Consider the following 12,132-nt stretch of genomic DNA (forward strand, 5'->3'; position numbering starts at 1 on the left):
CTTACTGAGGCATATTTGAGACCTCTGTATTTGGAGACAGTGATTTGGATTTGGGTATTGATCCGGCGGCCATTGCCGCAGGTTCCCAAGGGATGAGCAGCAATCTCATCCTGATCGGAACCATCGCCTTTGTCGGCTTTTTCGGACGTTTGGTTTTTGTTGCCTTCGCACCAAGTATCGCCAAGGCCAACCCGTTGGCCAATTTCTCGGGCTTTGGCCTGATTGCCGTCGCGGTTGCACTGATCTTTGGTGGCCTGTTTGTCACCGGCAAGACGGTCAAGGCGACCGTGCTGGTGCAGCGGCATCTCATTGATCCTGTGATCGTCAGCGTATTGGGGCGGGACAGTTGTGACCTGAACTCGGACGACTACTGTGTTGTCGTATTCGAGGATGGTCGCGAGATGAGCGTTAATTGGCACGACAAGCGGGTTCATATGTATGAGATCCTGACACCCGCAACATTGCCGCTCTGGACGTCGCTCAGGCCCCGCAGCCGCCCGGGAGATCCGGCGATGGCCACACCAGAAATAAGTGGCGCGTGAAAGCACCATCGCGGTGGCGCACCCTGGAAAAGAAAAGGCCCGCCGGGAAACCTGGCGGGCCTTTGTCGTTCTGGGTCGATCTACTGGGGCAGCGTTCAGTCGACGATGGTCGCCTGTGTCGCTGCGCGCAGCTCATCTTCGCTGACGCCCTCGGCGGTCTCGACGATCTTCAAACCGCCCTCGACCACATCCAGCACGCCAAGGTTGGTGATGATGCGGTCCACCACGCCCTTGCCGGTCAGGGGCAGGGTGCATTCTTTCAGCACCTTGCTGTCGCCATGTTTGTTGGTGTGGTCCATGACCACCACCACGCGGCCGACACCGGCCACCAGATCCATTGCGCCGCCCATGCCCTTCACGAGCTTGCCCGGGATCATCCAGTTTGCCAGATCGCCGTTTTCGGCCACTTCCATCGCGCCAAGGATCGCCATGGCGATCTTGCCGCCGCGGATCATCGCAAAGGACTGCGCGGAGTCGAAATATGCGGTCTGCGGCAGTTCGGTGATGGTCTGCTTGCCGGCGTTGATCAGGTCGGCGTCTTCTTCACCTTCGATCGGGAAGGGGCCCATGCCCAGCATGCCGTTTTCGGACTGCAGCGTGACTTCGACGCCTTCGGGAATGTGGTTGCTGACCAGCGTCGGGATCCCGATGCCGAGGTTCACATACCAACCGTCCTGCAGTTCCTGCGCCGCGCGGGCGGCCATTTGATTGCGGTCCCATGCCATATCGCGGTCTCCTTACTTTGCTGCCGGGCGCACAGTGCGCTGTTCGATGCGTTTCTCGTGCTCGCCCTTGATGATGCGGTGCACATAGATGCCGGGCAGGTGGATCGAGTCCGGATCGAGCGAGCCGGTGGGCACGATTTCCTCGACTTCAACCACGCAGACCTTGCCGCAGGTCGCAGCAGGCACGTTGAAGTTGCGTGCGGTCTTGCGGAACACCAGATTGCCGGTTTCATCCGCTTTCCATGCCTTGACGATGGCGAGGTCGGCAAAGATGCCTTCCTCCATGATGTAGTCTTCCATCGCGCCGTCCGGCCCGGTGGGGAACTGCTTTTCCATCTTGCCTTCGGCAATCACGGTGCCCACGCCGGTCTTGGTGAAAAAGCCGGGGATGCCCGCACCGCCGGCGCGCATGCGCTCTGCCAGGGTGCCTTGCGGGTTGAACTCAAGCTCCAGCTCGCCGCTCAGATACTGGCGCATGAATTCGGCGTTTTCCCCCACGTAGGAGGAGATCATCTTTTTCACCTGCTTGGTCTGCAGCAGAATGCCGATGCCGAAATCATCAACGCCTGCGTTGTTGGAGGCAAAGGTCAGATCCTTTGTGCCTGCCTCCTTGATGGCCTCCAGCAGCAGTTCCGGAATGCCGCACAGACCAAAGCCGCCAGCCGCGATGAACATGCCATCGTGCAACAGCCCGTCCAGCGCCTCGGCAGCGTTGGCGTAAACCTTCTTCATATCCATCTCCCTCATCAGCCAGGTTGCAGAAGTTCTGACCAACACCCGTAGGGAAGTCAACGATACGGAGAAGACCGCGTATTTCTACGGATCGGGTCTCTATCGCAAACGTGATCGATCTGCGGGCCTAGGATTACCCTACGTTAAGCTGTGTCTGGAATGTTGAGAATCGGAAATTACTACGAGAGGTCAACATGCCGAACTATACGTTTAAGGCCATCTATATCGGGACATTTTCCGATATGGACCCGGACGAAACGAACTGGACCTCGGAAAACGCCAACGCCCTTGTGGGAATGCGCTTTGGTTCCAATCAGAACCCGCTCTACCAACAAATCGAAGATCTGACCCTGGAGGATGCCGACGGTGATGGCATCACACAGGCAAACGACATGGGCCAAACGTCTGAAGATGTGACCTATCAGGGGGCCTCCTCCGAACTCGACAGCGTTGTCGAATACACTGTTCGCCTGTCTTTTGTCGGGGGTGGGCGGGTCGAGGCCACGATGGTTGCCCTGCAGGATGACATGGGGCGGGTGTTTCTCGCGCCATATGCCGATGGATCGATCAGGAACGATGTCTTCGACGATGCGCCAATCAAATCGATCAAAATCACCAAACTGTCGGGCGACGAATATATGGGCGCCTATAGCGACCGGGATCCGAATGCCTTTGTCGTCTGCTTTGCGCAGGGCACCCGCCTGCGTACACCGGCAGGCGAGGTCGCTGTGGAAAATATGCAAATCGGGGAATATCTGCAGACATTGGACAATGGTCCTCAGCCAGTCGTCTGGATCGGGCAGGAGGAGGTGCACGCCTCGCCGCGTACGGCGCCGATCCATATCGCGGCTGGGGCGCTGGGGCGGGATGGTGCTGGCAGGCCGCTACCTGCCGTCGCACTTCGGGTTTCGCCCCAGCATCGTGTCCTGATCGCCTCGCGTGTTGCCGAGCGTCTGTTCGCCACCCCTGAGGTTTTTGTTCCCGCCAAAAAGCTGCTGGGACTGGATGGCATCACTCAGGCGACAGGCGCTGGAGTGGTCCGCTATTGGCATGTGATGTTGCCCGCGCATGAGGTGGTGTTCGCCGATGGCGCCCCGGTAGAGAGCTTTCTGCCCGGTCCAATGGCGCTGCAGGCGCTGTCCAATCCCTGTCGCGCCAGTCTTTTTGCTACGCGGCCTGGGCTCAGGGCGGGGCTGGGCGTGCCATCTCTGGCCCGTCCCCACGCCAAGGGGGAAAAACTGCGTCTGCTGCTCCTGCGTCATGAAAAGAACGGCAAGGCGCTTGTTGATGGTGACATTCTGGCCCGCCACGGTTGCGACAATCAGAACCGCCCCGGCGTGCCCGGCTATGGTCGCAGCGTGGTGCAGAATTTGGCACAGCTGCGACGTCAGCGCCCGGCTTTTGCTGCGCCAACCGCAGGCGTCGCCGTCAACGGCTAAGCCAAGCCCAAGCGGGTCTGCCCGCCAACAAAAATGCCGATCAGCTGGGGCTGACCGGCATTTTTCGTTTGGGAAGGGCCAAGGCGAGCTTATTCCGCGTCCTTGGCCGCCGCTTTTTTGGTGGTTTTCTTTGCGGCCGTCTTTTTCGGAGCTGCTTTCTTCTTGGCGGGCGCCTTCTTCTTCGACTTGCCGGCCTTTTCCTCGATCAGCTTGACGGCCATCTCAACGGTGACGTCCTTGGGCTCCACATCCTTGGGCAGGGTGGCGTTCACCTTCTCCCACTTGACGTAGGGACCATAGCGGCCATCCACGATGCTGATTGCCCCACCGCTTTCCGGGTGATCGCCCAGCTCCTTGAGCGCCTTGGCGGCGGCGCGGCGGCCACGGCCCGGATTGGCGCGTTTTTCCGCCAGCATCTCCACCGCGCGGTTCATGCCGATTTCAAAGACGTCGAGCGTTTCCTTGAGGTTCACATAAACCGGCTTTTCCTCGTCGGGCTTCTGGTGCGCAATATAGGGCCCAAAGCGGCCGAGGTTGGCCTGAACCATGCCACCCTCGGGGTGTTGGCCCACGTCGCGGGGCAGCGTCAGCAGAGTGACCGCCTGCTCCAGCCCGATCTCATTCGGACCCCAGCCGGGCAGAAAGTCGCGGCCCTGTTTGGGCAGCGAGGACCGCGGCGGTTTCTTGTTTTCTGGCGTTGCCTCGCCGCGCTGAACATAGGGGCCAAAGCGGCCGGATTTCAGGTGGATTTCGTCGCCGTCGTCTTCACCCAGGATGCGTTCGTACCCTTCGGCACCTTCGCCTGAAATCGGGCGTGTGTAGTTGCATTCCGGGTAGTTGCCACAGCCAACAAAACCACCGGTGCGCGAGGTTTTAAGATGCAGCTGCCCGGCGCCACATTTGGGGCAGACACGCGGGTCTGTTCCGTCTTCGCGGGGCGGGTAAAGCTGCGGCGCAAGCGCCTCGTCCAGAACATCCAGAACCTCTGAGATCCGCAGATCCGAAGTCTCTGAAATGGCGGCCGAGAAATCGCGCCAGAACTTGCTCAGCAACTCCTTGTAATCGGCATCACCTGCCGACACGTCATCCAGCTGGTTTTCAAGATTGGCGGTGAACTCATAGCCCACATAGGTGCGGAAGAAGTTCAGCAAGAAGATCGTGACGATCCGGCCCTTGTCCTCTGGGAACAGGCGGTTTTTGTCCTTGCGGACATACTCACGGTCCTGAATCGTGGTGATCACCGATGCGTAGGTCGAGGGGCGGCCAATGCCCAGCTCTTCCATGCGCTTGACCAGTGTTGCCTCGGTATAGCGCGGCGGTGGCTGCGTGTGGTGCTGCAGCGCCAGCACGGCACTGTTGTCGGACAGGACCGAAGCCTCCTTGCCCGCCTTTTCCGCCTGCGCATTGAGCGAGGCGGCGAATTTCATCGCGTCGCCCTGCATCACCTGCGGCAGGCGCTTGTCATCCTCGTCGGCCACATCATCGCGGCCTTCCTCGTAAACCCGCAGGAAGCCGTCAAACAGAACCACCTGACCGGTGGCGCGCAGAACAACCTGCTGGTCGGCAGAACCGATATCAACGGTGGTGCGCTCCAGGCGGGCGCCGGCCATCTGACATGCGATGGTCCGTTTCCAGATCAGATCATAGAGCTTGCGCTGGTCGTCTTCGCTCAGCTTCAGGCTGGCGGCGTCCCGGCTCATGTCCGTGGGGCGGATACATTCGTGCGCTTCCTGCGCGTTCTTGGCCTTGTTCTTGTAGATGCGCGGCGAGGAGGGCACGTAGTCGGCGCCATAGCGGCTTTCGATTTCGGCGCGGGTGGCCTGCACAGCCTCAGGCGCCATGTCGATGCCGTCGGTTCGCATATAGGTGATATGACCCGCCTCATAGAGACGCTGCGCCGCGTTCATGCACTGGCGCGCGCCCATGCCGAACTTGCGGCTGGCCTCTTGTTGCAGGGTCGAGGTCATGAAGGGGGCAGAGGGGTTCCGGGAGGCGGGCTTTGCCTCGACCGATGTAACTGATAGCGCCCGGCTGGCGACCGCCTGCACAGCCAGCTCCGCAGCGGTGGAGTTGGCAAGATCAAACTTGTCCAGCTTGTCGCCGCCCAGAACCGTCAGTCGGGCTTCCAGCTCCTGTCCACGCGGCGTGGTCAGCGCGGCCTTTACCGACCAGTATTCCTGTGGATTGAACGCCTCGATTTCCATCTCGCGTTCGACGATGAGGCGCAGGCAGACCGATTGCACACGACCCGCAGAGCGGGCGCCGGGCAGTTTGCGCCACAGAACCGGTGACAGGTTAAAGCCCACAAGGTAGTCCAGCGCGCGGCGGGCCAGATAGGCCTCTACCAGCGGCATGTCGACCTGGCGGGGGTTTTTCATCGCCTCGGCAACGGCGTCTTTGGTGATCGCGTTAAAGGTCACGCGGCTGACAGCAGTGTCCTTTTTGATGGAGCGGCGCTTGGTCAACGCTTCCTGCAGGTGCCAACTGATTGCTTCTCCTTCGCGATCAGGGTCGGTCGCGAGGATCAGTGCGTTGTCGTCTTTCAAGGCATCTGCGATGGCTTTTACATGCTTGCGGCTGTCCGCTCCGACCTCCCAAGTCATGGCAAAATCGTCGTCGGGTTCAACCGAACCGTTCTTTGCAGGCAGGTCGCGCACATGTCCGTAGGAGGCCAGCACAGTATAGTCAGAGCCAAGATACTTGTTAATTGTCTTGGCCTTAGCAGGCGATTCTACAACAACGACTGGCATATATACGTAAACCTCTGTGCGACGGATTCCGGGCGCTCTATGGCGGGGCAAGATGTGGGGTGCAAGGGGAGATTGTCAATCCGGCATTCATTGGCCGGGTGCGGTTGCGGCTTTGCAGCGCAGGCGTTGGCGTCAATTCGGCGGGCGGGGGCAAGGCAGCTAGCGGCCAAAGTCGCCCCGGATCAACATGCCGCCGGGTTGGCGGGTGATGTCGCCGGAGAGCTCCAGATCAGTCAGAACCGGTGACAAGTCCTTGGCGGCCAGTGACAAGTCCCGAAGCAGCTGGTCTTCCGTCAGGGGCGAGGGGCCAAGCCGGTCCAGGATCTCCTGATGCAGGGCGGCGGTTTCCTGCAGGCTGCGCTGCTCCGATGGAGGCGGCGGCAGGTCCGGTGGCGCGGTGGTGTTTGTCACATCAGGCAAGGAGGCGGGGTGCGGGGCCGTGACCACCGGGCAATGATCCATCGGGGGCAGGGCTGCGATGACATCATCGGCGCTGCGGACCAGCTGCGCGCCATCGCGGATCAGCATGTTGCATCCGGCTGCGCGGGCATCAAAGGGGTGACCGGGAACCGCCAGAACCTCGCGGCCGAGATCCAGCGCATCGCGCGCAGTGATGAGAGAGCCGGATTTTGCCGCCCCTTCCACAACCACGACCGCCTGTGCGGCGCCTGCAATAATGCGATTGCGGGCGGGAAAGTGGCGGGCCTGCGGTGACATGCCGGGGGGGTGTTCGGACAGCAACAGCCCTTGATCTGCAATGTCGCGGGCAAGTTGCAGATTTTCGGCCGGGTAGATCACATCAACACCACCAGCCATGACCGCGCAGGTACCGGAGCCGACAGAGGCCACGTGGGCTGCGGTATCAATCCCGCGCGCCAGCCCGGAGATCACGGTATATCCGGCCTCTGCCAGGTCTCTGGCCAATGCCCGCGCCATCCGGATCCCGAGAGAAGAGGCATTGCGCGCCCCGACAATGGCAATGGTGGGCCGGGCCAGAACAGAGGTATCGCCCACAGCCCACATCAGGGGCGGAGCGTCGCGCAGATCCTTGAGAAGAGAGGGGTAGTCAGCGTCATGAAAGCACAGAAGCCGCGCATTGGCGGCTTCTGCGGCCTTTATTTCGGCTATTGCCGCATCGGCAGAGCATATTTCATACCCTTGAATGCCAGCGGCGCGTGCCATTTCGGGCAACGCGGACAATGCGTTCTGCACTGACCCATGTTTGGCGATCAGACGGTGATAGGTCACCGCACCAACCTTTCTGGAGCGCAACAGACGGAGGCAAGATATCCGCAAATCTTCCGTGGTGGGTGGGAGTGGGGGGTGAGTGGAAGAAAGTGCTTCTTCGGTCATCCTGCGCTCCGCCTTGTTGCAGGATTATGATTACCTTTTTGGTGGTTAACAGTTGATGAACGGGGCGGGTTTGATGAAAGCTTTTCTCAAACTGAAAACTAACATCCTAAATTATATAGACAAATTTTCATCAAGCGGAGCGTGTCGGGTCACCCGGCCTTGGGGGCTGTGGCGAAAACTGCTGCCGACTCGCCCTCAAATGTTAAAAAACCGCCGACTCGGGCGGGGCGAGTCGGCGGCGATTCCGGGTTTTGGCTGTTCAGATCGCGGTCAGGTCGCTGATCCCCCAACCGTCAGGCCGCCCATCAATACGCTTGGTTGGCCAACGCCCACCGGCACCCACTGGCCTTGCTTGCCGCAATTGCCCATGCCGGGATCCAGTGCCATGTCGTTGCCAAGCGCGCGGATCTGGTGCAGCGCGGTTGCGCCGTCGCCGATCAATGTCGCGCCTTTGACCGGCGCGCCGATCTTGCCGTCCTTCACCCGATAGGCTTCTGTGCAAGAAAACACGAATTTGCCATTGGTGATGTCGACCTGACCGCCGCCAAAGCCAACGGCCCAGATCCCATCCTTGATCGAGGCCACCAGATCGTCGGGGTTCGCGTCGCCCCCTAACATATAAGTGTTGGTCATCCGCGGCATGGGGGCGTGGGCATAGCTTTCACGTCGTCCATTTCCGGTGCTTTCCACTCCCATCAGGCGGGCATTCTGGCGGTCCTGCATGAAACCGACCAATTTGCCGTCCTCGATGAGGGTGGTTTTCTGGCTCGGTGTGCCCTCGTCATCGACAGTGATAGAGCCGCGACGGTCGGGGATGGTGCCGTCATCCAGCACTGTCACGCCCTTGGCAGCGATCTGCTGGCCCATCAGCCCCGCAAAGGCAGAAGATCCCTTGCGGTTGAAATCGCCCTCAAGCCCATGACCGATGGCTTCGTGCAAAAGAATACCGGGCCAGCCGGGGCCAAGCACCACATCCATCTCTCCGGCTGGCGCGGGCACTGCATCCAGGTTCACACAGGCAATGCGCAGGGCTTCGCGCACCTTTCCCTGCCAGTCGGCGGGATCGACCAGACCATCCAGCCCAACACGCCCGCCACCGCCGGCAGAGCCGCTCTCGCGGCGTCCGTCCTGTTCCACGATGACAGAGACATTGAGCCGGGTCATGGGGCGCACATCTCGCACGCGTGTTCCGTCGGCGCGCAGGATCTCAACCTCCTGAAGGGAGGCCGCAAGCATGGCCGTCACCTGAACCACACGTGGGTCAATGTCGCGCGCAAAGGCATCGATTTCGCGCAGTGTCTCGACCTTGACCGCAAAGGGCATCGCCCCGATGGGGTCGGCGTCAGTATAAAGACGTGTGTTGGTGCGCACCGGAGGCGGCGCCATTGTGCCGCCGCCATCGCCAACCGCAAGACGCGCGGTTTCGGCCGCCCGCTTCAGCCCGGCGATTGATACGTCGGTCGAGTGGGCATAACCGGCCACTTCGCCATTCACGGCCCGCAGGCCAAACCCCTCGGCAGCGTCATAGTTGGCGCTGCGCAGCCGACCATCATCGAACACCAGTGCTTCGGATTTGCGCCGCTCAACAAAGATCTCTCCGTCGTCGGCACCAGCAAGCGCCTGACGCAGCACCCCCAGCGCCTCATCCTCGGGCAGGGTGGTTTCAAAGGGCCGGAAGGCTGCGGTATCCATGGTTTTGACCTCAGTTTTTTTGATCTAAATCAAGAAAGCGACGCTTTGACGCGAGCATTCCTCTTTAACTGCACGATGGAATATGATTTTTAGCAGCGTCAAAGACAACGGGTCCGGTGCGTTTTGTGGAATCAAATTTTTCCACCAGGGCGACGTCGGCACAGGAACAACTCGATCAACCGATCAGGACATGACATGAAGAACGCTTTGATGCTTTCAGGCCTTTTCACTGGCCTTTCGAGCCTTCCAGCAATGGCGCAAGAAGGTCTGGAAACCATTGGTAAGCCGGTCGATGGCGGCCTTGGCTTCCAGCCGGCGGCGACCGAACTCGCTGAAGGCATCCACACTCTGGACAACATGATCCTGGTGATCATCACCGCCGTGTGTGTATTCGTTGGTGCGCTGCTGCTTTACGCGATCGTGCGCTTTAACCGCCGTGCGAACCCGACCGCGGCGTCCTTTACCCACAACACCCCGATCGAAATCGCCTGGACCGTTGTGCCGATCCTGATCCTGGTTTTCATCGGTTCCTTCTCGCTGCCGGAGCTGTTCCGCCAGCAGGAGATCCCCGAGGGCGACATCAACATCAAGGTGACAGGCTACCAGTGGTACTGGGGCTATGAGTACACCGACCACGAATTCGGCTTTGAGAGCTTCATGCTCGCCAAGGAAGACCTGGCAGCAAACGGCTATGCCGAAGACGAATACCTGCTGGCAACCGATACCGCCGTTGTCGTGCCTGTTGGCAAGACCGTCGTGATGCAGGTGACTGGCGCGGACGTGATCCACTCCTGGACCATCCCGGCCTTTGGTGTGAAGCAGGACGCCGTTCCCGGCCGTCTGGCAGAGCTGTGGTTCAAAGCAGAGAAGGAAGGCATCTACTTCGGTCAGTGCTCCGAACTTTGCGGCAAGGACCACGCCTACATGCCGATCACCGTCAAAGTGGTCAGCGAAGAAGCCTACCAGGAGTGGCTGGACGGCGCGATCGAGGAATACGCAGGTATCCCGCGCTCCTACCAGGTCGCCTCCAACTAAGCGATACGACCGGCGCTTGCCCCGGGGTAGGCGCCAGCTAGCTATCTCGTGAACACAGAAACTGGGTGCGCCTCAACCGCGCGCCCGATTTCGATAAGCCAATTCACGTCGTGATCACGACCACAGAGTGACCCAGAGAGTGAGCGATGACTGACGCAAGCATCAATGCAAGCACCGTCCGGGAAGGGGACGCGGAGTTCGGGGACTACTTTGCCCTGCTGAAACCGCGTGTCATGTCCCTTGTGGTGTTTACGGCGCTTGTTGGCCTGCTGGCCGCGCCGGTGGCCGTGCATCCCGTTGTGGGCTTTTGCGCAATCCTGTTCATTGCCATCGGCGGCGGTGCATCCGGTGCGCTGAACATGTGGTGGGATGCGGATATCGATCAGGTGATGAAACGCACCAAGTCGCGTCCGATCCCCGCAGGCAAGGTCGAACCGGGTGAAGCCCTGTCGCTGGGACTGGCGCTGTCGGGCATGTCCGTGATCATGCTGGCGCTGGCAACGAATATCTTTGCCGGGGCCTTTCTGGCCTTCACCATCTTCTTTTACGTGGTGATCTATACCATGTGGCTGAAACGGGCGACGCCGCAGAACATCGTGATCGGTGGCGCGGCTGGTGCATTCCCGCCGGTGATCGGCTGGATCGCAGCGACCGGTTCGATGGCAATCGAACCCTGGCTGATGTTTGCCCTGACCTTCATGTGGACACCGCCCCATTTCTGGGCGCTGGCGCTGTTCATGCGCTCTGATTACGACGATGCCGGTGTGCCGATGCTGACCGTGACCCACGGCCGCCCGGCAACCCGTAAACATATCCTGATTTACACCATCCTGCTGGCGCTCCTGGCTGTTGGCACCGCCTTCTCTGGCGTGGGTGGCCCGATTTACCTGGCCGTTGCTGTTGTGCTGAACGCCCTGTTCCTGCACGGCGCGTGGAAAATTTCGCGCCGCGACGAGAACGACAGCGAGGCGGACAATTTCAAGGTCGAGCGCAGCTTCTTCAAGCTGTCGCTGCTGTACCTTTTCCTTCACTTCGGTGCGATCCTCGCTGAGGCCGTGCTGAAGCCCTATGGCCTGGGAGGCTGGTAACATGAGCTTGCGCAAAGAGCATGAGCTGCACCAGCGCCGCAAGGGTCGCAACGTGGGCGTCGGTGTCCTGTTGGCTTCTTTCGTGGTGCTGGTTCTGGCCTTGACCATCGTCAAGGTCACATCGGCAGGCTTCAAGTTCCCCAACACCTCCTCGGATGTGCAACAGACAGAGGGGCAAAACTGATGGCTTTGCAAGGACCGCAGAAAACCGTTGTTCAGTTGGTTGGCGTCGTCGTGGTGATGGGGGCGCTCTCCTGGGCGTCGGTTCCGTTCTACGACTGGTTCTGCCGTGTGACTGGCTTTGGCGGTGTGACAGGTGTCGCATCCCAGGGCTCTGACACCATTCTGGACAAGACCATCACAGTGCGTTTCGACGCATCCAAGGAACGCGGCATGCCCTGGGAATTCACCCCCAAGGTGCGCGAGATGGAAATCAAGATCGGCGAGACCGGTCTGGCCTTTTACGAGGCCTACAATCCCACAGACCGCCCCGTAGCCGGGCAGGCGTCCTATAACGTGACGCCCTATTCCGCCGGTGGCTACTTTGACAAGATCGCATGCTTCTGCTTCGAAGAGCAGGTGCTGCAACCGGGTGAGCGGGTTGAAATGCCCGTAACCTTCTTCGTGGATCCTGAAATTGTTGAGGATCGCGATGGAAAATACGTGCATACGATCACGCTGTCGTACACATTCTATGAAATCGATCTGCCCGAAGGCTATGCGGCCCTCGAGACCGGTGATAAAGCCGGGGCAGACACAATCACGAACTAGGCCGC

Annotated in this window: 11 protein-coding genes; 6 read left to right on the forward strand and 5 right to left on the reverse strand. The window is 60.2% G+C overall.

The window, feature by feature from the left end; all coding sequences use genetic code 11:
- The first annotated feature begins 92 nt into the window (after positions 1–92).
- On the forward strand, positions 93–542 hold the full coding sequence (locus tag NIT7645_RS13220; protein ID WP_242656097.1) for a hypothetical protein: 450 nt from the start codon (positions 93–95) through the stop codon (positions 540–542).
- A 95-nt stretch (positions 543–637) separates the two neighbouring features.
- Here NIT7645_RS13220 and NIT7645_RS13225 read toward each other — a convergent pair whose 3' ends face one another.
- Together NIT7645_RS13225 and NIT7645_RS13230 are read right to left on the reverse strand one after the other, a co-directional pair.
- A complete protein-coding gene (locus NIT7645_RS13225) occupies positions 638–1,267 on the reverse strand; it encodes a 3-oxoacid CoA-transferase subunit B (protein WP_008562820.1) in 630 nt (209 codons plus the stop codon).
- Positions 1,268–1,279: 12 nt separating this feature from the next.
- Positions 1,280–1,999: a CoA transferase subunit A gene (locus NIT7645_RS13230; protein ID WP_037302942.1), complete on the reverse strand. Its 720-nt coding sequence runs from the start codon at positions 1,997–1,999 to the stop codon at positions 1,280–1,282.
- Positions 2,000–2,193: 194 nt separating this feature from the next.
- Here NIT7645_RS13230 and NIT7645_RS13235 point away from each other — a divergent pair, with 194 nt between their 5' ends.
- Positions 2,194–3,438 carry a Hint domain-containing protein gene (locus NIT7645_RS13235; protein WP_050687241.1) on the forward strand — a complete coding sequence of 415 codons (1,245 nt, stop codon included), beginning with the start codon at positions 2,194–2,196 and terminating at the stop codon, positions 3,436–3,438.
- Between the two features lie 89 nt (positions 3,439–3,527).
- Here the strand turns inward: NIT7645_RS13235 and topA are convergent, their stop codons facing one another.
- From topA to tldD, 3 genes are all read right to left on the reverse strand, one after another.
- The gene (topA, locus tag NIT7645_RS13240; RefSeq protein WP_050687243.1) at positions 3,528–6,188 is read right to left on the reverse strand and encodes a type I DNA topoisomerase; all 2,661 of its coding nucleotides are present in this window, start codon (positions 6,186–6,188) and stop codon (positions 3,528–3,530) included.
- A 159-nt stretch (positions 6,189–6,347) separates the two neighbouring features.
- Complete coding sequence (gene dprA / locus NIT7645_RS13245; protein ID WP_037302547.1) at positions 6,348–7,541, reverse strand: DNA-processing protein DprA; 1,194 nt, start codon at positions 7,539–7,541, stop codon at positions 6,348–6,350.
- 270 nt (positions 7,542–7,811) lie between these two features.
- A complete protein-coding gene (gene tldD, locus NIT7645_RS13250; protein WP_008561715.1) occupies positions 7,812–9,233 on the reverse strand; it encodes a metalloprotease TldD in 1,422 nt (473 codons plus the stop codon).
- A gap of 195 nt (positions 9,234–9,428) precedes the next feature.
- Here tldD and coxB point away from each other — a divergent pair, with 195 nt between their 5' ends.
- The 4 genes from coxB (at position 9,429) to NIT7645_RS13270 (ending at position 12,127) form a co-directional block, all read left to right on the forward strand.
- Positions 9,429–10,268, forward strand: coding sequence for a cytochrome c oxidase subunit II (coxB, locus tag NIT7645_RS13255; protein ID WP_008559214.1), 840 nt, complete (start codon positions 9,429–9,431; stop codon positions 10,266–10,268).
- A gap of 146 nt (positions 10,269–10,414) precedes the next feature.
- A complete protein-coding gene (gene cyoE / locus NIT7645_RS13260) occupies positions 10,415–11,356 on the forward strand; it encodes a heme o synthase (RefSeq protein WP_008560518.1) in 942 nt (313 codons plus the stop codon).
- 1 nt (position 11,357) lies between these two features.
- Positions 11,358–11,540 (forward strand): cytochrome c oxidase system small membrane protein, encoded by a 183-nt coding sequence (locus NIT7645_RS13265; protein WP_037302546.1) that lies wholly within the window; start codon positions 11,358–11,360, stop codon positions 11,538–11,540.
- Entirely contained in the window at positions 11,540–12,127 is a 588-nt protein-coding gene (locus NIT7645_RS13270) for a cytochrome c oxidase assembly protein (protein WP_008561815.1), read from the forward strand. The genes NIT7645_RS13265 and NIT7645_RS13270 overlap by 1 nt, the downstream gene beginning before the upstream one ends.
- Positions 12,128–12,132 lie beyond the last annotated feature (5 nt).

Source organism: Phaeobacter italicus (assembly GCF_001258055.1).
Lineage (GTDB): Bacteria > Pseudomonadota > Alphaproteobacteria > Rhodobacterales > Rhodobacteraceae > Phaeobacter > Phaeobacter italicus.